Here is a 23,661-nt window from a genome sequence, read left to right as displayed (position 1 = left end):
ATTTCTATTAATTGTTCTGATAAAGACTGGCTAATTTTGCAGCATAGTCTTTGAGCTTGGCGACAAATTCGTCAAGAGTATATTGACCTGTAGAAGGTACTTGACTCTGAATATTAATCGTTTCCATCTTATTCCTTTCTTTTAAATTAACGCCACAAATGTAATCTGCATAATTCATATACAATTATCCCAGTAAGATTATTCTATCTCCTCACACACCACCATATCCACGCTCCTGAATATCACAACAATCTTGTGAAGGCGGGTGGCCTTTACCTCAGATTTCACCACATCACTATCTGCATAGCGATTGACCTGAGCGATAGCTGCCTCTCTCAGCTTCGCCACCTGCTCAACGGTGGCATCCGACTTGCAGTATTTCAACTCCACAATGTATGAATGCTCCATATCCGGATAATTCTCCAAGAGTGGACGCAGGAAAATATCTGCATAACCAGCCTGATTATCCAGTTCTGAGATAGGACGATAGAACATATTCTGACAAGTCATCGCCAAGGTAAAACCATGCACATACGACTCACCCTTCTGCCGGTCACGCTGCGAAGAATATCGCTTGATAGCATCGGCTATAAAGCCGAAATAGGATTCATAATCACCATCATAAGCCAAACCACTCTCCAAATCACTCTTCTGATAGGTATCATAAGCCAGTTCGTTCTCCTTATAGGTACTTAGCAAATAAGCATAAATCTGCTCTCTAACCACTTCGTTAGGAATCACAAACTTGGTCTTGCCACGATAGGTTCCATCAATGGTCAACATACCAAAGTAGAAGAGCAAGCTGACGAAATTGTCCGGGTCGTTGATGCTCTCGGCAGGAAATCCCCTTTTCAAGTTTCCCGTAACAAATCCATCCGTAACCAGATGCTGGATGATGCTGGCATCATGAGCAAACTCCTTGTCGTGGCGGATGAGCATACGAAGCTTGTTATAATCTACACGGATGTTATCCTCTATCATATCACGAGGAATATCACAATTATTGTGAATATACTGGTCGATGAAATACAGCACCATCACAGAGTTGTACATCGTTACCTGACCATATCTGTTGATAGCAAAGCAATAGTTATCATACCATGGCTTCATCACCTGGATAAGTTCATCCACGGAATGACGGAAAGGACAAACCGAAGAATAGTAGGTCAACATCTCCCGTACTTCTTCCTCCGTAAATCCCGTCATCTCGTTAAATTCGGCGCTCAAGGAATAGTTGGTGCCGATGTTGAAACCACTGGTCAAATCATCCATCGTCACAGGACTGACACCCGTCACGAAAACACGCTTCAAGGATGTACTTGTAGCCGCCTTTACCGCATCGAAGAAGAGACGCAGATAGCCTTCGCCATGCGTCTGCTTGCGATAACCGGTCATATATTGCGGCTCTGCAAGAATCTTATTGGTAAAATGGTCGTACTCATCAATGAAGAGATAGATTTGCTGCCCAACTTTATCACATACTTCGCAAATATACTGCAACTGATTGATACATCCCTCCTGCTTGTTCATCTTATCCTTGATATTTTCAGGAAGATACTGCTGATAAACATCACAGAAAAAATTATAAGCCATGTTACAGGTAGCATCCAAACCATCCTTATAATCGTCGATACCAGCTGCAACTACAGAGAAATTCAGATTCAGCACCAAAAAGGAATTACGCTCAGGGGTTGGATTCTTACCTATATAAAGATCACCAAAGAGCTGTTCAAACTTATCCTTCTTGTTCACATCATAGTAATTCTGGAGCATAGAAAGGGTAAGGCTCTTGCCGAATCGGCGAGGGCGAATATAAAAGAAAAACTTATTTGCTGCCTCTATTTCTTCTATGAACGGAGTCTTATCCACATAATAGCAATCATCCTTTCTAACATCCTCAAAATTCATCATGCCATAAGGGATGCGCTTGCGATATACGCGTTTCTTCTTCTGTTCCATATCTACTACTTTTTAGACTTTTTCTTTCTTTGTGCAAAACTACAATAATATTTCCTAACTACCAAAGAAAATGATGAGAAATCATACTTTATCTTATTTTTTTCTCCTCACCCAGACCTTATGGCTGTGCTGACCCACAGAGCGGATGGGAACAGTCTCGTCATGGGATATCTCTTTCAGCTCCAAAGAGGCGGCGGTGCGGCTCAGGTTGTTGATGTAGGCATAGTCGGTAAGACCGATGAAGCCATTCTCATCGATGACATCCAGGGCTCGGGCGATGCGCTCCTCTCGGGTATATTTCTTTTTCAATATCAGTTTTACGCCACCCATATCCCGCTCCAGATCGCGGTCGGCTACCTGCTTCACAGACTTGATGAAATCGGGAGATGCCTTGAAGTTCACATCTCTTACGCCTACCTTGCGATAGGTCATCTTGTCGTCATCGCCCTGCATCTCCGTAGGCTTGTCATCCTCGAAACCCAAGGATAGAGAGAAGGTACCGAGGCCCTCCAGATTCACATTATAGCCCATGGAGAGCATCTCAACCAGTATTTCTTCCACATCCATCAGCACTGCCTCCGTGGTACTTGGCGAAATGCCACGATGATAACCCTGCATCCTTTCGATAAACTCCTTGTGAGATAAAGTCCGGTTGACTACCATCTTGGGATAAACCTTACGCTTGCCGGTATGATGAACATCCGACATCTCCTGCAACTTGTACTTTGCCATATCGATTCCTTTCCTTATTAAGTTCTACATCATCATTTATAAAGAGAGACCGTAATCCTGGAAGAGATAGTTTGCATCCTTAAATGCATTCACCTATACTCTTAAGGATAATAGTCTTTATCATTAGAAGAAATCTCCGTTCAGCGATGTTGAATCTATGTTCAGCAGTGTTGAACTTAAGTTCAGCAGTGTTGAATATAAGTTCAGCAGTGCTGAACATAACTTTCTCCACGGCAAAGATACAATTTTACCTAGAGATAAACAAGAATTGTTCAGGATTTAAACTAAATTAAACAAGGGAGCGGACTAAAGCATTACCTAGTCCGCTCCCTTGTCTTCTAAGATATCATCTTTGATGTAGGAAAAGTAAAAAAGTACTATTTTGTTATATTACGAACGAAATGCGGAAAAGCCACTTCTCCTAATTCTGGTGCGTATTCAAAACCTTCGTAACTGAAGGCTGCCAATTCTTCTGGAGTAGCAAGTTGGTTGCTTAGTATGTATCTCACCATAGCTCCACGGCAGGATTTAGCCCACACAGCCTGCATTTTCAGCCTACCATCCTTCTGGCGAACATAAAAGAGGGGCTGGATGACTTTCACTTCTCTGCGAATTCTCTTCCAATCAAACAGATGTTCATATTCTGCCGTAGAGAGATGGATAAGTATGCCATCGTCAGCTTTCACACTGTGGATAAGAACATCGGTCAGTTTATCTTTCCAAAATTGATTGATCGGCTTGTCGTTTGTAGCTTCAAGCGTCACGCAATGCTCCATACGATAAGGCACGATGCCATCCATCGGCCGAAGCAATCCATAGAGAAAGCAGGTAATCCAGAGATGTTTCTGGGCATACTGCAGGGATTCTTCTCCCAAAGTGTTGGCGCGTAGATGCTTATACGCCTGTCCATTGTAGGAAAGTATGGCAGGCTTCTTCTCTGCAGCCATAAAATTACGATAGCGTTTCCAGTTTTCAGAAGCTATCTTGTGGCTGCAATCAAGTTGCCTAGCCAATTCCTCTACGTCCAGCTTAGCCATTTCTGCAGCCAACATTTCAGCCACAGATTGGAAAAGTGGCTTTGAAACAGCTGCCCTATCTGCCTTATCAAACATGATTTTGGCATTTGCCAATAATATCTGCATAATACGTTTATTTTAATGGGGTAACTCTTAATGATAGTTTTGCTGGCAAAGTTAATGAAAATATGGCAAAACTCAAAGAAAAGTTCAATAAAAGTATAATATATTATAAATAAGAATGCCATATTGTACTTTATCTTGCGAAATCTGAAAATATTTATTATTTTTGCAAAAAAGGACTGGAAGCAAAGAGAATTTTGCTGGAACTGGAGACAGAAAAGTCATAAATGCATTCCATTATTTGTAAATTCGATAAGAATGTATCTATCTACAAGGATGAAACAGATATAGGAGATAAATAGATATGAAAAAAGATTCAAGGGTAAACCATGCCAGATATGTAGAACTCAATCTGTTTCCTGAGGAGAAAGAGAATCTTCTGAAAGATTCTGTCTCTTCAGAAAACAAGGAAAACCATACCTCTCCAAACAAAGAGTATGACTTGACAGGTCTGTTTGAAAGACTTTCCCAATCAGCATTCCGCAGCCGTTTTCACCTTTCGAAGAGGGATAAGGAATATATTGCAGAAAAGGGCTTGGAAACCATCCGTAAGCATGCAGAGGATTTCGTTGCCAAACGCCTTGCTCCTGCCGTGATTCCCAATGACGGCAAGCAGACACCGATGAGAGGGCATCCTGTATTTATAGCCCAGCATGCTACAGGCTGCTGCTGTCGTGGATGTTTCTTCAAATGGCATCATATACCTGCCGGAAGACAGCTGACAAGAGAAGAACAGCAATATGCAGTAGCGGTATTGATGGCATGGATTGAAAAACAGGTTTAGAAAAGAATTCACTCCACCCACCACTAGAGGTACTATGTTCCTGCAATCGGGACAAGACATGGCTTCAATGTGCTGCCCCATGAAACCACGTCCCTCCCTATTATTCCTGTATAACGCTTACAAAATGAACTGTATTTTCTCTATTATTCAGCAATAGCCTGCTGTTCTGTAGCTACTGGAGTCTCTTCGGTGGTATTCTCTGTTGTTGTCTCTGTAGCATTCTCTGTTGTAGTCTCTGTTGGAGTTGCTTCTGTAGTTGCCTCTGTGGCATTCTCCTGCTGGGTAGAATCCTCAACACCAGCCTGTGATTGGATAGGAGTACCAACAGCCAATGTATCTGAAGGAGCATCTGGAGCTACTGTATCAACAGGAGCAACCTGAGCGTTACTTACCATTTTGCTTGATGCAAAAACGTTGCTTACTGAAACCATAACCAAAGCTGCGATAGCTGCAAACATAAACTTCTTCATAATCTTATCTTTTTAAAATTGTTACTAATTGATGTTACTTACTTGTTTGTGGATTCATTATCGAACCCGCTAATCATAGTCACAATCTGCGTGCCAAAAAAATGAGAGAAATTAGTTTGTATTGATAATCAGAAGCTTATGTCCTTTGTGCCAAAAATGAATAGTGTGGAAAATGAGGAAAGAATGTGGAAACATTCCCCAAAAAGTTGGGGAATGCCTAAATGTGTCTTGTTTCAATGCGTGTCAGATAGCAATAGTGTTTCCTCCGAATTAAATACTCCATATCATTCTGGTGAGCATAGGCTTCTTTCTCAAATCTGATGTTGTAATATGCTTTCATCCAATTTCTATATTTCAGGACTAAGCAAGTAATGATAATGCCAAACAGATTGATGGCATAAAATAGTTTCATGAATGATCTCTTCTTGATTTTGATAATTTTACTCATGATATGCCAGATTACAAAGTTCATCGAGGAAGTTCACCATCATGCTACCATTACCTCTAGAGACTGCACCCGCTTTTTCACCTGCAATGCCCATGGCTTTCATGGCATGAATAGATGCTTCAAACGGATTAGGGTTTACTGAAAGGAAAGCTCCTATGATACCAGTGGCAGCACAACCCATGGCTGTAACCTTACCCATCAGAGGATGCCCCTCATGAACATAAGCTACTTTTTCACCATCCGTGATGATGTCTGTAGCACCGGTAATAACGATGATGCATGCCAGTTTCCTGGCAAGAATTTGAGCCTGTTCCTCAACCTCAGAAGTCTCAAGATGGCTGTCCACTCCCTGCATTCCTATCTGATGCGAGTATAATGATCGTATTTCACTGGCATTACCCTTGATGACTGCTGGCTGGCATTGAAGGATGATCTTTGATGCAGTATCCATTCGAAATCTAGTGGCACCTACTCCAACCACATCAAATACAATTGGAATTCTGCTTTTAGAAGCTGCTTTACCTGCGAATAGCATTGAGTGTGCTGTCTCGCTTTCCAAAATGCCCAGATTAAGTGCTAAGGCATTGCTCTTGCTACAGATTTCCTCCACCTCTTCCTGGGCGCGTGCCATGATTGGGGATGCCCCAATTGCCAGTAGCTATTTGCCACAAAGTTCATGGCAACATAATTGGTTATGTTATGTATGAGAGGATGTTGCTCTTCTATCAAACGTAAATCTCTATCCATTTTCATATTTATTTAATATACATGTAACCATTATCCCTGCACCATTGCTTGGCATGCTCAAAGCCTTGGGCTGTAGATCAATAATTTGGTTGCAAAGATACAACTTTTTAGTAGAAAACTATCATAAATGAATATAAAAAGGAAAGGCAGCTGCAGACATCTTTCAAATGCCAACAACTGCCTTTCTTTATCTATTATATGGAACTACTGTTACTATCAGCGTTCTGGGGAGAGCTTGGAAAGAAAGTATGCTGGTGAGTACGCACGCCCGGCTGCTCACCTGGACTCTCATGTCATGGTACATCCTTCGGCAGCAAGCCCTAAAAGACCGGCGGGAACCATCATATCCTCTCCCAAGGGATGGTACGATGCTGGCGACTATAACAAGTATATCGTCAATTCAGGATTTACCCTCGGACTGATTCTGCAGTCCTACCAGCTCCATCAGGATAGATTCAATTCTCTCAATCTTCAAATTCCGGAATCCGACAATAAGATTCCAGATATCCTGGATGAGATGATGTATAACCTGGAGTGGATGCTCACCATGCAGGATCCAACCGATGGAGGAGTGTATCATAAACTCACCACCCCTAACTTTGAGGGATTCGTGATGCCAGAAGACAGCAAGCAGCAACGCTATGTGGTACAGAAAACCACCACCGCTGCTCTCGACTTTGCTGCCACCATGGCACTGGCCGCCAGAACCTACCAAAAATCCCCTGAGTTCCAAAGCTTCTGCCGACAAGCCATAGAATCAGCAGAAAAAGCATACGCATGGGCTGTGAAACACCCCACTGTCTATTATGACCAGGATGGAAATAACAAGAAATTCTCGCCAGCCATCCAAACGGGTGGTTATGGTGACAACCACACAGAAGACGAGTTCTTCTGGGCAGCTACAGAACTATACCTCACAACCTCTGAAACATCCTACCTGGAACAGGCAAAACAGTTTGTTCCAGATGAATTCAGCATTCCATCCTGGGGTAACGTGGCAGGTCTGGGCATCTTCAAATGGGTAAACCAGGAACTCCTTGGCACACCTGATGCCGGCAAGCTCCCTATGAAAGAGATCAAAGAATCCCTTAAGAAAAAATGTGATGAGGGTATGCCCTGACAAAGGACAGCAAGTATAGGCAAGCCGCCCTTTCTACCTTAGATTATTTCTTTGGACGTAACGCCACAGGCTATTGCTACCTGACAGGCTTCGGCACCCAGAGGGTCATGAATATCCACCACCGTATCTCTGCAGCCGACAATATCAAGGAGCCAGTACCTGGTCTTGTGGCTGGAGGAGCCAACAAGGGACAGGAAGATGCCGAATTCGTACCAGCCTATGCTTCCAACATACCAGATGAATCCTACCAGGATAACGTCGGCAGCTATGCCTCAAACGAGATTGCCATCAACTGGAACGCCTATCTGGTGTCCCTGCTTGGATGGATAAACTAACAGAACATTGGAGATTATCCATATAAAGACCAAAAGGGGGAGATCTTCAAAGAACTACAACATGCAAAAGCGTAAGCCTAAGTAAAATCAGGTTTACGCTTTTAGTTTGTTGTCACCTTCCCCATCTACATCATCCCTACTCATCCATTCTTCAGTTGTTTCTTTCGTACCAATTCTCACAATCAAAAGGTACTCCAAAATTTAAAGGTTAGTTAAACCAACTCCTTAAACCAGTCCGCTTAAATCAAGGGTGTATTGGGTAGGAAGTTTCTGTTCATTCTTGATAAACATCAGCATATAAATAGGGAGATAAGTGATTTTTCCCACCTTCTTCACATTATCGTTACACAACACATAGGCTTTTGAAATCTGATAGGTTGTAGAGTTCATCACATTCGTAAGCGCTTTGTGACGCTCATAATCCTTGCCCGATTTAACCTCTAAAGGCAACACCTCACCATCTTGCTCTATCACAAAATCCAGTTCACCCTGCCGCTTGTTGTTATAATAATACAGCTGGAAACCATGCGCCCAGAGTTCTTGTGCCACCGCATTCTCATATATCGAACCAAAGTTGATGGACGGTTCGTTATCCAAAATCTTCAGCTGAATGCCATCTGCATAAAGACATGCCAAAAGACCAATGTCAGCCATAAACAGTTTGAATAAGTTTCGGGAGCTCGACAAAATCAAAGGCACAGTAGGCTCCTCAACATTATATACCGGCAGAGCAACACCAGCATCCTTCAACCACAAGAAACTATTCCGATAACGTGAAAACTTGATGTTTTCATTCAGGTTCTTCAATATGAAACGCTTGTTCTTGGCATCAAGCTCAGCAGGAATCCTGTCAAAGATTTCTTGAATATACAATTTATGGTCAGGGTCATATTTCGCTATATCCTGCTTATAAAGACGTATGATAGCCTGCTGCTCTGCCATTACATCTTGCAGATTATTAGTAGTCAGATATTTATCAACAGCTGCAGGCATTCCACCTACAATAAGATAAAGGCGGAATACCTCCATCATCTTTTCATGGATGAATTCATCTACAGACGTCCCTTCTGTAAAATGTTTCCTCAAAACATCTATAATTCTATCGTTGATACCAACGGCAGTTGCAAACTCCTCCAAATCAAGCGGATACATATCTTTCACATCCATATATCCCACTGGAGCTGAACGGAGATTCTTAATTTCCACACCCAATAAGCTACCACTTAAAATATAGCGATAACTCCCCCTCCTCCACCAAAAACTTGATGGCAGTTACAATTTCCGGGCATTCCTGCACTTCATCAAAAAACACAAGGGTATTACCCTTTATTAAATCCTGGCTGGTCACTGTGGAGAGACGCAATAAGATGTCTTGACAGTTCTTCGCCTTGCTGAAGACCTTTACCAAACCCGGATTTTCAATGAAATTGATTTCAACGAATCTTTCAAAATGTTCATGACCGAAACGACGGATAGAATATGTTTTTCCTATCTGTCTTGCTCCTGTCAACATCAACGCTTTCTTATGGGTATCGAAAAAGTCAGCTAAATATCTGTCTATCTTACGCTTAATCATTTTTTGTCCTCTTTTCTAATATTAAACGGATGCATTTTGTCCGTTTTTCCAAGACAAAAGTACTATATTCTGTCCGTTTTTCCAAGGAATTTACACATATTTTTGTCCGTTTTTCCAAGTTTTAACGCTTTTAACACACTTTTCATTCGCGCGAATTCCGCGAATTCAACAAGCAACTGCCAAATATCCTGCAGATCTCAGTGAATAAAGTCATCATCACCATTTTCTATATCCCAGTTTTTCCACTCATCTGTTGCTTCCCATCATCGCAAGGCATCACAATAACGGTTAAACTGCTCATCTGTCAATACCCAATAATTCAGGCCATATTTTGTATAAAAAAGTATTTTCAAAACGCTATTTGAAATCCCAAACGTCACTTAACTGATCAAACAAAACAAAAAAAAGAGAGAAACCAAGGAGCATAAGCTACTCGATTTCTCTCTGGAGATTCTATTTTGCAGTTGTGATTTAAAGAGGCAACATTCGTAGACGTTGTCCTACAACTCCTTGAGCATAAATATAGTGGTGGCGGTATGTCCTGAGTCACCAAGGCGCAGAGGAATATGCCTGAAGCCATGACGTTCATACATGGCAGCCAACTGTTGCTGGTCCTTCTCTTCAATATGTCTAATCTCAATCATATCAATTTCCTAAATTACATAGTCCACTTCTGAATCAGTCAGAAGATGCTGCATGAAATAAACAATCTGCTTGCGCCACCAAGCCCAGTCATGGTCAATGTCATGTCCCCAGTAGTCTACCCAGGCAGGGACATTCTTCTCCTTGAGCAAGGCATCCATCTGACGGGTACTGTAGAGCAGTTCTTCCTCCCAGGCTCCCTGACCTACACACATGATGACTTTCCCTTCGGCCGGTGACCGTTGGTTCAGGGCGTATTATTTCACGATAATCTCATCAACAAACAGCCAGCCGCCGAAGCTGCTTGGCTTCGCCTGAACACGGATATAGCGGGCTGTCTTGCTGCCCTTCCAGGTAAGCGTCTTGAAATTCAGAATCGGCTCCTTGCTCGACTCATACTTCTTGTCGAATACCTGGGTGAAGTTCTTGCCATCCTCACTAACTGATACCGTATATTGAGAAGGATAGAAAATCTCAGGACCGCTGCTCTGCATGAAATCGGTACCTACACTGCTGATCTTGGTAGATTTACCGAGGTCAATGGTTACATCGAAGCAATCCTTGCCGATAAAGCCCTGCCAGCGACCGTCGCCATGAGCCCAACCGCCCATATTGCCATCCACCAGCGTCTTTTCGCCAGCCGCAGGATAGTAGCGGTTGTAATTATGGTTATAGGTAACCTTGGCACCCACAGCCTTGTGCTGCACCGGCTTCATCTTCTCCTTACGCTCACCAATCTCCTTCTTCAGGTCGAATGGGTTCACGCCCTCAGCCTTCAGATGTTCCACCTGCGCCAGGGCACGGGTCTTGAACTCAGGATAGTTCTTGGTCTTGGTTCCGTTCCATCCTATCTCAGCCAGAGCCAAGGCACGAGGATAAAGCATGTACTCGGCATACTCTGGAGTAGGAATATGCTCGGTCCAGAGGTTCGCCTGAACACCGGTAATCATATTGCGCTCTGCCTCAGGAAGATCGCTTCCCGGCACGTAGCTGTACACCTTCTCGGTAGGAATGAAACCGCCATTTGCCACAGGCTGGGTGCCCGGCGCATCCTGATACATATCGAAGTAGCAGTAAGCACCCGGCGACATCACTACGTCGTAGCCATGCTTGATCGCCTCGTGTGCCAGTTCGGTGCCACGCCAAACCATCACGGTGGTATTCTTGGAGAGATTTCCGGCAATCACCTCATCCCAGCCCACGAGCTGTCTGCCATGCTCGTTCAGGAACTTGCCCATGTGGGAAATCAGATGAGCCTGCAATCCATCCACGTTGTCGATGCCCAGCTCCTTCATCTTCTTCTGGCAGAGTGCACAACTGCCCCATGACTTCTTCGCAGCCTCATCGCCACCCACATGAATGTAATGAGAAGGGAAGATATCCATCACCTCCTTCAAGACATTCTCCAGGAAATCGTAGGTTCCGATGTTGCCCGGACAGAAATCTGCCTGCTTGTAAGGCTCATGGGTACAGGATAACTCAGGATAGGCAGTTAGCACCTCCTCAGAATGACCCGGCATCTCGATTTCCGGAACGATGGTGATGCCACGCTCGGCAGCATATTTCACCAGGTCGCGGAGTTCATCCTGGGTATAGTAACCACCCTCGGCACCCTCGCTGCCCTGCTCCAGATACTTGTTGCCATTGGCATTCCAGTCTTTCCATAACTTACCCGACGCCAGGCAGCAAAGTTGTTAAGTCGAGGATAACGCTTGATTTCGATGCGCCATCCGGCAGCATCGGTCAGATGGATATGGAGACGGTTGAACTTATACTCCGACATCACATCAATCTGCTTCTTGAGGAAGGAGATAGGGAAATAATGACGCGAAACATCGAGCATCAAGCCACGCCACTTGTAGGCAGGAGCATCCACGATGTCGCAACATGCAATGCCTTTCTTGGTAGTAAGCTGCTCCATAGTTTGCCAGGCACGGAGGAAACCCTCGCTGCTGGCGGCACTGATTTCAATGGCATCAGGTGCCACATGCAACTTGTATGCTTCCGGCGAAGAGGCGTTGGCAAGCTTGGTGAACTTCACCACCCGCTTGGCAGCATCGTTCACCTTGGCATTCCATGCCTTGGTATAGATATTCTCGGCATCAGCGCCTACCTGGTTTTCGACTTTCACACCGTCGCTGGTTTTAAACACGCCCTTGCCCATCGTAACCTGCTGCGGTTTTGGCAACAGATTCTGAGCCTGAATCGGAGATGAAAGCAATAAAGCCCCGAAAAGGGATAATAGATAGTTGGATTTTTTAGTCATACGGCTTATCTATAAATGATTAATATCAGTCCGCTAAGCTATCGACCTATTGTCTCTAACTTAGCGTACTATTTTGAAACTTATCGTTCTACTTTCTCGATGATTTTCATACCCTCTTCCACTGCCTTCATATTCAATGGAATCAGGCCATGATGACGCTCTGGCAACGACTTGAAGAGTGCCTTATTCAAACCATCGGTGCTCACCACTGGGCAAACCTTCAGCAGTCCGCCCAAAACAATCATGTTAAACACCTTCGAATTCTTCATCTCGGCAGCCTTGTCCATCGCATCGATACGATAGATGGTGATGTCCTTGCGCTGTGGAGGATTCATCACGCCATAGCCATCATAAATCAGGATGCCACCTGGCTTAATCTTCGGCTCAAACTTATCGAGCGATGGCTGGTTGAGCACGATGGCAACATCGTAATGACTCAGGATTGGCGAAGAGATGCGGCTGTCGCTCACGATGACCGTTACATTGGCTGTACCACCACGCTGTTCCGGACCATAAGCAGGCATCCAGGTCACCTCCTTGTCCTCCATCAGTCCTGAGTAAGCCAGGATCTTTCCCATCGAAAGGACGCCCTGACCACCAAAACCGGATATAATGATTTCTGTCTTCATTGTTCTTACAAATTTGTTGTATCCTTCAGGTCGCCCTTAGGATACTGCTTAAACATGTTCTCTTCCATCCACTTGTTTGCCTCAACAGGTGAGAGCTTCCAGCCGCTGTTGCAGGTAGAAACAATCTCTACCAGGCTGGAACCCTTGCCCTGCATACTTGCCTCGAACGCCTTGCGGATTGCCTTCTTTGCCTTCTTGATGCTTGCCACGGTCTCCACACTCTGGCGGGTTACATAGCAGGTACCCTGCAGATGGCTGGCAAGTTCGGTGATGTTCAGTGGATAACCATGAAGATCAGCCTCTCGTCCGTAAGGACAGGTAGCGGTCTTCTGACCCAGCAAAGTGGTTGGAGCCATCTGTCCACCGGTCATACCATAGATGGCATTGTTGATGAAGATAATGGCAATATGCTCGCCACGGTTCAGGGCGTGGATGGTCTCGCAGGTACCGATGCACGCCAGGTCGCCATCACCCTGATAGGTGAAGACGAGACGGTCTGGCCACATACGCTTGATACCCGTAGCCACTGCAGGAGCACGACCATGGGCAGCCTCCTGCCAGTCGATATCCAAATAGCGGTAAGCGAAGACGGCACAGCCCACCGGACAAACGCCCACAGCCTTATCCTCCATGCCCATCTCCTCGATGACCTCGGCAACGAGCTTATGAACTACGCCATGCGAACAACCCGGGCAATAGTGCATCGGGGTATCGTTCATCAGCACAGGCTTCTTATATACCAGATTCTCTGGTGAAATTATATCATTCATTTTATTAACTTCTTTAATGCTTCAACGATTTCCTCCGGCTCCGGCACAATGCCGCCCAGGCGACCGAAGTGCTCTACTGGAGCCTGTCCATTCACAGCCAGGCGTACATCCTGCACCATCTGACCGGCATTGATTTCAGCTACAAGGAATCCCTTCTTGGTCTTTGCCAGTTCATGGATTTCCTTCTCAGGGAAAGGCCAGAGGGTGATAGGACGGAAGAGACCCACCTTGATACCCTGTTCCCGGGCACTCTCGATGCTCTTCTCGGTGATGCGTGCCGCACTACCGAAGGCTACGATTACATAGTCGGCATCCTCCATCTGCTCCATCTCATATCTTACTTCGTTGTCACGAATCTTCTGATACTTCTCCTGAAGGGCGATATTGCGCTCCTCCATGACCTCAGGCTTGAGTTCGAGAGAGGTGATGATGTTCGGCTTTCGGGTCTTCGGACGTCCGATAGAAGCCCAAGGGCATTCCTTGGCAATTTCCTCTTCGGTGCGGCGAGGCTTCACAGGTGGCAGAACCACCTTCTCCATCATCTGTCCGATCACGCCATCGCTCAAAATCATCGCCGGATTGCGATACTTGAAGGCGAGGTTGAAGGCGAGATCTACGAAGTCTGCCATCTCCTGAACCGATGCAGGAGCCAGCACGATGACGTTGTAGTCGCCGTTACCACCACCACGGGTAGCCTGGAAATAGTCACTCTGAGATGGCTGGATGGTACCCAGTCCCGGACCGCCACGCTGCACGTTGACGAAGACACCCGGAATCTCAGCACCAGCCATATAGGAGATACCCTCCTGCATCAAAGCCACACCCGGACTGGATGAGGTAGTGATGACACGCTTACCGGCGCCGGCGCCACCATATACCATATTGATAGCCGCCACCTCACTCTCAGCCTGCAGAACCACCATTCCCGATGTCTCCCAAGGCTTGAGCAGAGCCAGCGTCTCTATAATCTCACTCTGAGGTGTGATAGGATAGCCGAAGAAGCCATCCGCACCACATCTGATACAGGCATGGGCTATCGCCTCATTGCCTTTCATTAATGTTACTTCTTGATTTGCCATTGTTTAGTCCTCCTTCTTACGATAAACAGTGATGCAGCCGTCAGGGCAGACGATGGCGCACGAGGTACAACCCACACACGCATCGGCATTGACAGCCTCAACATAGCGATAGCCATGCACATTGACCTTCTTCAAAGCCAATGCGATGACATCTTGAGGACAAGCTTCTACACAGAGTGCGCATCCTTTGCAACGCTCCGTATCGACCACAATGGCCCCTTTAATTTTGCTCATATTCTATATATTTTCTTTTTCTTATATTATCATTCTTCCCTGGAGTAACCAAAACTGCTGCTGTCCCCAATAAATTGCTATGGATTGTAGTAGTCTTTGCAATAAAAGCTCATGATATCATCCAGCATCTCCTTGGCTGCCACGGCAGGACTCTCGGGATCAAGAGCTATCGCCTCCATATAGCTGTCAAGGGCACGCTTGAAGTCGCCTTGCTTTCGCCAGGCATTTCCTTCCTGATAATATTCTTCTGCTGTCATTTTACTCTTTATATTTTAATGTTTTATTCTGCGAAAGTACGAAAATTATGCTAAGAAAAAGAATAAAAGCGTAAGTTTTAAACTAAATTAATGTAGTTTTTACATAAACTGCGCACACTATATTTCAAGTGTGCAATTTTTGGGGATTGATGTGCATTATTTCTAGTATTATATACTATATAACATCATTCAACACTTTTTGTAGTTTTTCATTCTACATCCGTTCTACAACTATCGTAGTTTTCCATTCTACACCTATCGCAGTTTTTTGCGATAGATGTAGAACAATACGGTACCTCGTAAAACAAGGTAGAGGATAAAAGCCAGCCAGAGGGCGTGATTGCCCAGCAAAGGATGAAGGGCAAAATACATTCCGAAGAATGAAGCAGAAGCTACAGCGGTAGAACAAAGCATAGACTTCGACTGGGTGATGCCCACAAAAATGCCATCGAAGACAAATGCCGACATACCTGCCAGCGGAATAAGCACCGCCCATCCCAGATACTCTCCCGCAGCCGCCACCACCTGCCTGTCGCTGGTCAACAAAGAGAGAAAGTTTTCTCCACCCACTATATATAATAAGGTGAAAAGAATCGCCACCACGACGCCGAAGCCCATCGTCCGCTTCACCACTTCCCGGAACGCCTCCCTGTTTCCGGCTCCATAATACTTGCCGCTCAACGCCTCTGCCGCATACGCAAAACCATCCATGAAATAAGAGAAGATGGTAAAGAGCGTCATCAGCAGGGTATTCACTGCCAGCACCAGCGTACTCTCCCTGGAACCGGCTGCCGTAAAGAAGAGGTTTACAGCCACCAGACATACTGTACGGAGAAAGATGTCTCTGTTCAAGGAGAAGAATCGCTTCAACGGTTCTGAAGCAAAGAGATGCTGACGATAATCATACTTGCCCAACCGGCGATAGTAGAGCCGATAGAGCACGCAAGCCATCAGAAATCCCCACCATTGGGCGATGACCGTTCCAAGCGCCACACCTTCTACCGTCATCCTGCAGACGAAGACGAGTACCAGAGAGGCTACGATGTTCACCACATTCTGAGAGAGCGATACCACCATCGGAATACGGGTATTCTGCATACCGATATACCAGCCGTGAATCCATAGAGTCCGAGCACGGCGGGGGCTCCCCAGATGCAGACATAGCAGTATCTGCGAGCCAGTTCCACGACATCCGCATCCGGCGACACCGCCCACAGTCCGCATCCGATGATCCATTTCTGAAGGATAAAGAACAGGAGTCCTATCCCCACGCCAATACCCAGGGAGCGGACCAGGAGTCTCACCACCTCGGCAAAGTCTCTCCTTCCCAATGCCTGCGAGGTCATTCCGCTGGTTCCCATCCTCAGAAATCCGAAGAGCCAGTAGATGACATTGAAGAGCATCAAGCCAACGGCAATGGCTCCGATATACGCCGCATCGCCGATATGTCCGACGATGGCGACATCCACCAAACCCAAAAGCGGTACCGTGATATTGGATATTATCGACGGTACCGCTAATTGCAATATTCGTTTATTCACTTATTCCAGCGCTTAAGTGATAAGTATTAAATTCTGAACTTCGCAGCCTGCTCCTCAATATAGGCAGCATCGCTGAAGTAGTCGATACGCATAGCCTTGCGAACCTCGTCCATAGTCTGGGCTGCAAACTCGCGGGCATCCTCGCTACCCTTCTTCAGGATATTGAATACCTCAGGAATATCCTGCTCAAACTCATGACGGCGGGCACGGATTGGGTCGAGCATCTTGTTGATCACACTGTTCAGGAACTTCTTGCAGGTGCCATCACCGATACCACCCTTCACATACTGCTCCTTCAACTCATCCAAAGTCTTGAACTCAGGCCAGAACTCTGCGAAGTCTTCAGGAGTAGAGAATGCCTCCAGATAGGTGAACACGGCATTGCCTCCAGATGTCCTGGCTCTTCCATGCTCATGCGTGGCTCACCGTTAGACATCTTCTTCACCTTCTTCCAAACGGTCTTCTCGTCATCGCTCATGTAGATACAGTTGCCGAGACTCTTGCTCATCTTCTCCTTACCATCGGTTCCAGGGAGGCGACGGCAGCAGGCAATCTCTGGGAGCAGAATCTCTGGCTCTACCAATACAGGCGCATAAGTCTGATTGAAGCGACGAACCAACTCACGGGTTACCTCCAGCATTGGCTCCTGGTCCTCACCGGCAGGCACGGTTGTAGCCTTGAAAGCGGTGATATCGGCAGCCTGGCTCACAGGATAGCAGAAGAAACCGAGAGGAATGTTTGCCTCGAAGTTACGCATCTTGATCTCAGTCTTCACGGTTGGGTTACGCTGAACACGAGATACAGAGATGAGGTTCATCAGGTAGGTAGTCAACTCAGCCAACTCCGGAATCATACTCTGGATATAGAGTGTACACTTCTGTGGATCGAGACCCGCAGAAAGATAATCGAGTGCTACCTCTGTAATGTTCTGGCGAATCTTCTCAGGATTGTCAGCGTTATCTGTCAAAGCCTGAACGTCTGCCATGAATACGAACATTCTGTCAAAGTCACCAGCATTCTGAAGCTGTACTCGGCGCTGCAAGGAACCGATGTAGTGACCCAGGTGAAGTTTACCTGTAGGACGGTCGCCCGTCAATATAATCTTTCCCATTTTCTTACGATTTTATATTTTTAAAAGCGAGACCTCTGAAAAAGAAGCCTCGCTTATCTTATATTCTTGTTCGTTGATATCAACGAAGATTAGAACTCTGCATTCTTTGGTGTACGTGGGAATGGAATCACGTCACGGATGTTCTGCATACCGGTTACGAAGAGAATCAGACGCTCGAAACCGAGACCGAAACCTGCGTGTGGGCATGAACCATATTTACGGGTATCGAGATACCAGCTCATATCCTTCATAGGGATGTTGCGGTCCTCAATCTCACCCATCAGCTTGTCATAGCTCTCCTCACGGACAGAACCACCGATAATCTCACCAATCTGTGGGAACAGTACGTCGGTACCCTGAACGGTCTGACCGCTCTTGCCACCAAAGCCGCTCTCCTCCTCGTCTATCTTCATATAGAATGCCTTGATAGCCTTTGGATAGTTGGTCATGATGACTGGGCGCTTGAAGTGCTCCTCTACGAGGAAGCGCTCGTGCTCTGAAGCCAGGTCATCACCCCACTCGCATGGGAACTCGAACTTCTTGCCGTTGGCGATAGCCTCCTGCAGGATACGGATACCCTCGGTATATGGGAGATGAACGAAGTCGGAATTCAATACACCCTCCAGGCGAGCGATCAAGCCCTTGTCAATCATCTTGTTCAAGAAAGCGAGGTCGTCCTTGCAATGCTCAAGTGCCCAACGGATACAATACTTGATGAAGTCTTCCTCCAGCTCCATCAAACCGTCCATATCCAGGAAAGCAACCTCTGGCTCAACCATCCAGAACTCAGCCAGGTGGCGAGGAGTGTTACTGTTCTCTGCACGGAAAGTAGGACCGAAGGTATAGATGGCACCGAGTGCTGTGGCACCCAGCTCACCCTCCAACTGACCAGAAACAGTCAATGAAGTCTGCTTGCCGAAGAAATCATCAGAGTAGTCGATCTTGCCATCCTCAGTCTTCTTCAGGTTGTAGAGGTTCTTGGTTGTTACCTGGAACATCTGACCTGCACCCTCACAGTCGCTGGCAGTGATGAGCGGAGTATTGAAGTAGAAATATCCATGCTCGTGGAAGTAAGTATGGATAGCCATCGCCATGTTGTGGCGGATGCGCATCACAGCACCAAAGGTATTGGTACGGAGACGGAGGTGAGCATACTGACGCATGTACTCGAAGCTCTGTCCCTTCTTCTGCATAGGATAGTCGCTGCCGCAGAGACCGTAGATTTCGATGCTTTCGCACTGAATCTCAACGCTCTGACCGGCACCCTGGCTCTCTACCAAGGTACCTACTACGCTGATGCAGGCACCAGTGGTAATCTGACGGAGCTGATTCTCATCGACCTTTGATGGGTCGACTACTATCTGAATATTATTAATAGTAGAACCATCGTTAAGAGCGATAAAATCGACTGCTTTGCTACTACGATGGGTACGAACCCATCCCTTAACATTCACGATTGAGTCGTAAGCAGTGCTCTTGAGCAAGTCAACGACTTTAGTTCTTTTTACTTTTTCCATTGTTAATATTAATGTTTCTTATTCAAAAGCACCCATGCGGAGCATATCTACTTCCTTCTCTGTAAGGAAGCGCCAGTCACCGCGACGGAGATTCTTCTTGGTCAAACCTGCAAACTGTACACGGTCGAGCTTGGTTACACGATAGCCGAGACTCTCGAAGATACGGCGAACGATACGGTTCTTGCCGCTGTGAATCTCGATACCTACCTGTGACTTGTCGCGCTCGTCAGCATAAGCTACTGCATCTGCCTTGATCTCGCCATCTTCCAAAGTGATACCCTCGCTGATCTGCTGCATATCGTGAGCAGTGAGGTTCTTGTCGAGGTGTACGTGATATACCTTCTTCTTCAAGAACTTAGGGTGAGTCAGCTTAGAAGCCAGGTCACCATCGTTGGTCAACAGGAGTACACCTGTTGTGTTACGGTCGAGACGACCTACAGGATAGATACGCTCAGGGCATACATCCTTTACGAGGTCCATCACAGTCTTGCGCTGCTGAGGATCATCGCTGGTTGTCACGTAATCCTTTGGCTTGTTGAGCAATACATATACCTTCTTCTCCAAAGATACTACTGCATCATGAAACTTCACCTCGTCGGTGCGAAGAATCTTGGTACCCAACTCGGTAACTACCTGACCATTGACAGTTACGAGACCAGCCTGGATGAACTCATCAGCCTCACGGCGAGAGCATACACCAGCATTGGCAAGGAACTTATTCAAGCGCAATGGCTCTGTTGGGTCGATATTCTCCTCCTTGTATTCGATACGCTTCTTCATGCTATACTTAGCATTTGGATCGTATCCTGGAGTGTGCTGACGGAAGCCACCACCACGGTTGTTGCCATAGCCACCACCCTGTGGACGACCATAGCCGCCACCACGGTTGCTATTGTAACCACCCTGCTGAGGACGACCATAACCACCACGGTTGCTGTTGTAGCCACCATGCTGAGGACGGCTGTTGTAACCGCCATGCTGAGGACGGCTGCCATAGCCTCCCTGCTGAGGGCGACCATTGTAACCACCCTGCTGACGTGGCTGATAGCCACCAGTTGATGGATGCTGATCGTCACCTTCTGCATTATTATTGAAACGAGGACGACTATTGTAGCCACCCTGCTGTGGGACGGCTGCCGTAGCCTCCCGGCTGAGGACGACCATAACCGCCACCACGGTTGCTGTTATAGCCACCACGGCTGTTGTAGCCACCCTGCTGTGGACGGCTGCCATAGCTGCTACGGCTGCTACCATAGCTGCTGCGCTGTGGACGCTCGCTGCTAGAGCTGCTCTGCAAGCCAGCTCCGAAGCCTTCTGGACGGAAGCCACCCTCGCTACTACTGCTACTTCTATCGCTGTTGAATGATGGGCGATGACTGTTAATACGTGGACGCTGTGTGCGACCTACACTACGATAACTCTTCTGATAACCGCCTGCGTTGAAGCCCTCTCGGGTGTTCTCGCTCTCTGACGATTGACTCTGTGGTTTGTTTTCGAACTCTGAATCCATAAATTATTCAATATAAAAGCCTCACGGCCGGGTTAATAAATCTATTATTATTAATTATTTTATATATGATATGTCTTAATATATCCTTGGCTGCCCGTTAGGGAAACTGCTTTTTGATTAGATACCCGTGTAATTGCTTGGAGTGATAGCCATCAATTCGGCCTTCACGCTATCGCTTACATTCAAGCCCTTGATAAACTCATGAATGGTTTCCTCAGTCATATGGGTATTGGTGCGGGTGAGCGCCTTCAATGCCTCGTATGGATGTGGATAAGCCTCACGACGAAGGATGGTCTGGATAGCCTCAGCTACTACTGCCCAAGTATTATTCAAGTCTTCCTGCAACTTCTCCTCATGGAGGATAAGCTTACGCAAGCCCTTCAATGTGCTCTGGATGGCGATGACGCTATGACCGAGAGGCACACCAATGTTACGGAGTACGGTACTATCGGTAAGGTCACGCTGCAGACGGCTAACCGGGAGCTTCTGTGCCAGGAACTGGAGGATGGCATTGGCAATACCGAGATTACCCTCACTATTCTCGTAATCGATAGGGTTCACCTTGTGTGGCATGGCACTGGAACCTACCTCACCAGCCTTGATCTTCTGCTTGAAGTAATCCATAGAGATGTACATCCAGAAGTCACGGTCCAAGTCAATGATGATGGTGTTGATTCTGCGGATGGCATCAAAGATGGAACCCAGATGATCATAGTTGCTGATCTGAGTAGTATATTGCTCACGCTCCAAGCCCAGCTTCTCGCTGACGAACTTGTTGCCGAAAGCCTTCCAGTCATACTCAGGATAAGCTACATGATGAGCATTGTAATTACCGGTAGCTCCACCGAACTTAGCAGTAAACTTGCAAGCCTTCAATGAATCAAGCTGCTCGGTAAGACGATATACATAAACCATGATTTCCTTGCCCAAACGGGTAGGAGAAGCAGGCTGACCATGAGTCTTAGCCAGCATAGGTACATCCTTCCACTCATCAGCATAAGTCTGAAGCTGGGCAATCAGCTCTTCTACCTGAGGGTAGAAGCACTCCTCCAAAGCTTCCTTCACAGAAAGAGGCACACTGGTGTTGTTGATGTCCTGAGATGTCAAACCGAAGTGGATAAACTCCTTGTAGGCATCCAAGCCACCAATCTTGTCAAACTCTTCCTTGATGAAATACTCAACAGCTTTCACATCGTGGTTGGTAACCTTCTCAATGTCTTTCACACGCTGAGCATCGTTCTCGTTGAAATTACGATAGATGTCACGCAAACGCTCAAACAGCGACTGATCGAAAGAAGCCAGCTGTGGCAATGGTAACTCACATAAAGTAATGAAATACTCTATCTCTACTCGAACACGATAACGGATGAGAGCATACTCTGAAAAGTAGTTAGCGAGTTGCTCTGTTTTTCCCCTGTAACGACCATCTATAGGTGATATGGCAGTCAATAAATCTAAATTCATAACAATACGTATTATTTATATAGGGTGCAAAGTTAATGAATTCCTACGAGAAAACAGAAAAACTGAGAATTATTTAGCTTTAATTAAAACAAAAAAGGTCTTTCAATGATTATTGAAAGACCTTTTAACTTGGTGGGCGCTGACGGATTCGAACCGCCGACCCTCTGCTTGTAAGGCAGATGCTCTAAACCAGCTGAGCTAAGCGCCCTTACTTTTCGTAAGCGGTTGCAAAGGTACTACAAATATTTGATTCCACCAAACTTTTTCCTACTTTTTTTTCATTTTCGTTGAAAAAACATGAAAAAAGGCATTTTCCACGGGGAAAAATGCCCTTTATATAGGATGATTTGGCCTTTTTGCCAAAACTTACTGTTCCACAGAATCTGCAGGAGCATCTCCAGAATCAGCTGGAATATCTACGGAATCTGCAGGATCCTCGTCGATAGCATGCTCAGAATCCTTCTCTCCTGCCTGTTTTTTCTCCAAGAGTCCTCTCAAACGCTCGGTTTCTGCATTGGCATCTTCCAAAGCAGCATTCAGGGCATCCAGTTCCGACTGGTGAAGCGTATCAACAATATCCATATCTGGAGCCTTTCTCCAACGGGAAGAGCCCAGATTGTAGGTAACACCTAGTTCTAAATAGTAATTCTTGCATCGGCGGGTCCAAGACTGGGAGGCACTTCCTGCACAATTATCAATATTATGATCGAAGGTATTCAGACCAGCCTCAGCGAAAAGCTGCACCTTATCTGCCACCTTCCATGCCGAATGAAGACCCAGACTGTAATTCATGGCATAGTTGTCGTGAGTCATCGAGCGGCCCACACCGGCACCGGCAAACGCCATCATGTTCCAGACGCGCTCTTCCTTATAACCCTTGAAAAGGTTGGTCAGGTTGAACATCACCTGCTCATTGGCTACCCAATACTTATTGCCATTGCCCTCGTTGGTATCCTCGTTCCAGTCGGCATCCACCTTCTTTCCCCAGAATCCCTGAATCTTGGTACGAAGACCGATACCTGGCGTAAACCATTTACCGAAAGCCAGGGAGATGCCCGGATTGCTGCGGAACTTCTTGAAAGGACTCTTCGACAGATCGTGTCCTCTCTCTTCGGCAGAATACCATGCATTCCAGTCCAAACCAGCCTGCACGAACCAATTACTGAAAAAAGAATTGGTGGCAATACTATATTTTTCTTCAGGAACCACGTCCTGAGCAAAACCTCCCATAGAAACACTGGCCAAAGCCAGCAAAGCTAATATCTTTTTCATACCTTTCTATTTTTAACTTTCAGTTTAACTACACCTTATTATATATAGCAGTCTTCGAT

At 46.2% G+C, this 23,661-nt stretch carries 19 protein-coding genes, 1 tRNA gene and 5 pseudogenes; 3 read left to right on the top strand and 22 right to left on the bottom strand.

The genetic code is table 11. The features are described 5' to 3' along the window. Positions 1 to 198: 198 nt before the first annotated feature. The 3 genes from DW830_RS07975 to DW830_RS07965 all read right to left on the bottom strand — a co-directional run bounded on the left by DW830_RS07975 (position 199) and on the right by DW830_RS07965 (position 3,833). A complete protein-coding gene (locus tag DW830_RS07975) occupies positions 199 to 1,959 on the bottom strand; it encodes an ATP-binding protein (protein ID WP_233544434.1) in 1,761 nt (586 codons plus the stop codon). Positions 1,960 to 2,052: 93 nt separating this feature from the next. After that, the gene (locus DW830_RS07970) at positions 2,053 to 2,691 is read right to left on the bottom strand and encodes a hypothetical protein (RefSeq protein ID WP_119249499.1); all 639 of its coding nucleotides are present in this window, start codon (positions 2,689 to 2,691) and stop codon (positions 2,053 to 2,055) included. Positions 2,692 to 3,068: 377 nt separating this feature from the next. After that, positions 3,069 to 3,833: a YaaA family protein gene (locus tag DW830_RS07965; RefSeq protein WP_119249498.1), complete on the bottom strand. Its 765-nt coding sequence runs from the start codon at positions 3,831 to 3,833 to the stop codon at positions 3,069 to 3,071. Between the two features lie 301 nt (positions 3,834 to 4,134). Here DW830_RS07965 and DW830_RS07960 point away from each other — a divergent pair, with 301 nt between their 5' ends. Continuing rightward, positions 4,135 to 4,614, top strand: coding sequence for a DUF4186 domain-containing protein (locus tag DW830_RS07960; protein WP_119249497.1), 480 nt, complete (start codon positions 4,135 to 4,137; stop codon positions 4,612 to 4,614). 143 nt (positions 4,615 to 4,757) lie between these two features. Here the strand turns inward: DW830_RS07960 and DW830_RS16090 are convergent, their stop codons facing one another. Continuing rightward, the gene (locus tag DW830_RS16090) at positions 4,758 to 5,084 is read right to left on the bottom strand and encodes a hypothetical protein (RefSeq protein ID WP_199656085.1); all 327 of its coding nucleotides are present in this window, start codon (positions 5,082 to 5,084) and stop codon (positions 4,758 to 4,760) included. 440 nt (positions 5,085 to 5,524) lie between these two features. Beyond that, a pseudogene (thiM, locus tag DW830_RS07945) lies at positions 5,525 to 6,210 on the bottom strand (hydroxyethylthiazole kinase). A 196-nt stretch (positions 6,211 to 6,406) separates the two neighbouring features. Between thiM and DW830_RS07940 the strand changes: the two are divergent. After that, positions 6,407 to 7,399, top strand: coding sequence for a glycoside hydrolase family 9 protein (locus DW830_RS07940; protein ID WP_119249495.1), 993 nt, complete (start codon positions 6,407 to 6,409; stop codon positions 7,397 to 7,399). Next, positions 7,396 to 7,734: a glycoside hydrolase family 9 protein gene (locus DW830_RS07935; protein ID WP_119249494.1), complete on the top strand. Its 339-nt coding sequence runs from the start codon at positions 7,396 to 7,398 to the stop codon at positions 7,732 to 7,734. The genes DW830_RS07940 and DW830_RS07935 overlap by 4 nt, the downstream gene beginning before the upstream one ends. A 225-nt stretch (positions 7,735 to 7,959) precedes the next feature. Here DW830_RS07935 and DW830_RS07930 read toward each other — a convergent pair whose 3' ends face one another. The 17 genes and pseudogenes from DW830_RS07930 to DW830_RS07860 all read right to left on the bottom strand — a co-directional run bounded on the left by DW830_RS07930 (position 7,960) and on the right by DW830_RS07860 (position 23,602). Continuing rightward, positions 7,960 to 8,940, bottom strand: a complete 981-nt coding sequence (locus DW830_RS07930) for an ATP-binding protein (protein WP_233544433.1) — start codon at positions 8,938 to 8,940, stop codon at positions 7,960 to 7,962. 10 nt (positions 8,941 to 8,950) lie between these two features. After that, positions 8,951 to 9,310 carry an AAA family ATPase gene (locus tag DW830_RS16470; protein WP_233544432.1) on the bottom strand — a complete coding sequence of 120 codons (360 nt, stop codon included), beginning with the start codon at positions 9,308 to 9,310 and terminating at the stop codon, positions 8,951 to 8,953. Positions 9,311 to 9,810: 500 nt separating this feature from the next. After that, positions 9,811 to 9,954, bottom strand: a complete 144-nt coding sequence (locus DW830_RS15820) for a hypothetical protein (protein WP_158573456.1) — start codon at positions 9,952 to 9,954, stop codon at positions 9,811 to 9,813. A 9-nt stretch (positions 9,955 to 9,963) separates the two neighbouring features. Continuing rightward, positions 9,964 to 10,167, bottom strand: coding sequence for a hypothetical protein (locus DW830_RS07925; protein WP_118312271.1), 204 nt, complete (start codon positions 10,165 to 10,167; stop codon positions 9,964 to 9,966). A 42-nt stretch (positions 10,168 to 10,209) separates the two neighbouring features. After that, positions 10,210 to 12,218, bottom strand: a pseudogene (locus tag DW830_RS16915) (family 20 glycosylhydrolase). Positions 12,219 to 12,298: 80 nt separating this feature from the next. Then, positions 12,299 to 12,847: a 2-oxoacid:acceptor oxidoreductase family protein gene (locus DW830_RS07915; protein WP_119249493.1), complete on the bottom strand. Its 549-nt coding sequence runs from the start codon at positions 12,845 to 12,847 to the stop codon at positions 12,299 to 12,301. Positions 12,848 to 12,852: 5 nt separating this feature from the next. Further along, positions 12,853 to 13,617: a thiamine pyrophosphate-dependent enzyme gene (locus tag DW830_RS07910; protein ID WP_119249492.1), complete on the bottom strand. Its 765-nt coding sequence runs from the start codon at positions 13,615 to 13,617 to the stop codon at positions 12,853 to 12,855. Further along, positions 13,614 to 14,696, bottom strand: coding sequence for a 3-methyl-2-oxobutanoate dehydrogenase subunit VorB (locus DW830_RS07905; RefSeq protein WP_119249491.1), 1,083 nt, complete (start codon positions 14,694 to 14,696; stop codon positions 13,614 to 13,616). Before DW830_RS07905 ends, DW830_RS07910 begins: the two co-directional genes overlap by 4 nt. Before the next feature lie 3 nt (positions 14,697 to 14,699). Further along, the gene (locus DW830_RS07900) at positions 14,700 to 14,930 is read right to left on the bottom strand and encodes a 4Fe-4S binding protein (RefSeq protein ID WP_089544973.1); all 231 of its coding nucleotides are present in this window, start codon (positions 14,928 to 14,930) and stop codon (positions 14,700 to 14,702) included. 77 nt (positions 14,931 to 15,007) lie between these two features. Then, entirely contained in the window at positions 15,008 to 15,187 is a 180-nt protein-coding gene (locus tag DW830_RS07895; RefSeq protein ID WP_089544974.1) for a tetratricopeptide repeat protein, read from the bottom strand. Between the two features lie 255 nt (positions 15,188 to 15,442). After that, a pseudogene (locus tag DW830_RS07890) lies at positions 15,443 to 16,728 on the bottom strand (MATE family efflux transporter). 26 nt (positions 16,729 to 16,754) lie between these two features. Further along, positions 16,755 to 17,839 (bottom strand): annotated as a pseudogene (gene trpS / locus DW830_RS07885) (tryptophan--tRNA ligase). Positions 17,840 to 17,928: 89 nt separating this feature from the next. Beyond that, positions 17,929 to 19,356, bottom strand: coding sequence for an asparagine--tRNA ligase (gene asnS / locus DW830_RS07880; protein WP_119249490.1), 1,428 nt, complete (start codon positions 19,354 to 19,356; stop codon positions 17,929 to 17,931). Between the two features lie 18 nt (positions 19,357 to 19,374). After that, a pseudogene (locus DW830_RS07875) lies at positions 19,375 to 20,866 on the bottom strand (pseudouridine synthase). Between the two features lie 117 nt (positions 20,867 to 20,983). Next, positions 20,984 to 22,330 (bottom strand): adenylosuccinate lyase, encoded by a 1,347-nt coding sequence (gene purB / locus DW830_RS07870; RefSeq protein ID WP_089544979.1) that lies wholly within the window; start codon positions 22,328 to 22,330, stop codon positions 20,984 to 20,986. 130 nt (positions 22,331 to 22,460) lie between these two features. Beyond that, positions 22,461 to 22,538 (bottom strand) — tRNA-Val (locus DW830_RS07865). Positions 22,539 to 22,696: 158 nt separating this feature from the next. After that, the gene (locus DW830_RS07860; protein WP_119249489.1) at positions 22,697 to 23,602 is read right to left on the bottom strand and encodes an OmpA family protein; all 906 of its coding nucleotides are present in this window, start codon (positions 23,600 to 23,602) and stop codon (positions 22,697 to 22,699) included. Positions 23,603 to 23,661: the final 59 nt, after the last annotated feature.

The organism is Prevotella sp. AM34-19LB (genome assembly GCF_003468525.1).
Taxonomy (GTDB): Bacteria; Bacteroidota; Bacteroidia; order Bacteroidales; family Bacteroidaceae; genus Prevotella.
Note: the sequence above shows the minus strand (reverse complement) of the source record. Positions and strands in the feature narration are given on the sequence as shown.

Excerpts from the sequence above, each read along its gene's own strand:
- DW830_RS07975 (WP_233544434.1), bottom strand. The coding sequence starts at position 1,959 with ATGGAACAGAAGAAGAAACGCGTATATCGCAAGCGCATCCCTTATGGC.
- DW830_RS07970 (WP_119249499.1), bottom strand. The coding sequence starts at position 2,691 with ATGGCAAAGTACAAGTTGCAGGAGATGTCGGATGTTCATCATACCGGC.
- DW830_RS07965 (WP_119249498.1), bottom strand. The coding sequence starts at position 3,833 with ATGCAGATATTATTGGCAAATGCCAAAATCATGTTTGATAAGGCAGAT.
- DW830_RS07960 (WP_119249497.1), top strand. The coding sequence starts at position 4,135 with ATGAAAAAAGATTCAAGGGTAAACCATGCCAGATATGTAGAACTCAAT.
- DW830_RS16090 (WP_199656085.1), bottom strand. The coding sequence starts at position 5,084 with ATGAAGAAGTTTATGTTTGCAGCTATCGCAGCTTTGGTTATGGTTTCA.
- DW830_RS07940 (WP_119249495.1), top strand. The coding sequence starts at position 6,407 with ATGAATATAAAAAGGAAAGGCAGCTGCAGACATCTTTCAAATGCCAAC.
- DW830_RS16470 (WP_233544432.1), bottom strand. The coding sequence starts at position 9,310 with ATGATTAAGCGTAAGATAGACAGATATTTAGCTGACTTTTTCGATACC.
- DW830_RS15820 (WP_158573456.1), bottom strand. The coding sequence starts at position 9,954 with ATGATTGAGATTAGACATATTGAAGAGAAGGACCAGCAACAGTTGGCT.
- DW830_RS07925 (WP_118312271.1), bottom strand. The coding sequence starts at position 10,167 with ATGTGTGTAGGTCAGGGAGCCTGGGAGGAAGAACTGCTCTACAGTACC.
- DW830_RS07915 (WP_119249493.1), bottom strand. The coding sequence starts at position 12,847 with ATGAAGACAGAAATCATTATATCCGGTTTTGGTGGTCAGGGCGTCCTT.
- DW830_RS07910 (WP_119249492.1), bottom strand. The coding sequence starts at position 13,617 with ATGAATGATATAATTTCACCAGAGAATCTGGTATATAAGAAGCCTGTG.
- DW830_RS07905 (WP_119249491.1), bottom strand. The coding sequence starts at position 14,696 with ATGGCAAATCAAGAAGTAACATTAATGAAAGGCAATGAGGCGATAGCC.
- DW830_RS07900 (WP_089544973.1), bottom strand. The coding sequence starts at position 14,930 with ATGAGCAAAATTAAAGGGGCCATTGTGGTCGATACGGAGCGTTGCAAA.
- DW830_RS07895 (WP_089544974.1), bottom strand. The coding sequence starts at position 15,187 with ATGACAGCAGAAGAATATTATCAGGAAGGAAATGCCTGGCGAAAGCAA.
- asnS (WP_119249490.1), bottom strand. The coding sequence starts at position 19,356 with ATGGAAAAAGTAAAAAGAACTAAAGTCGTTGACTTGCTCAAGAGCACT.
- purB (WP_089544979.1), bottom strand. The coding sequence starts at position 22,330 with ATGAATTTAGATTTATTGACTGCCATATCACCTATAGATGGTCGTTAC.
- DW830_RS07860 (WP_119249489.1), bottom strand. The coding sequence starts at position 23,602 with ATGAAAAAGATATTAGCTTTGCTGGCTTTGGCCAGTGTTTCTATGGGA.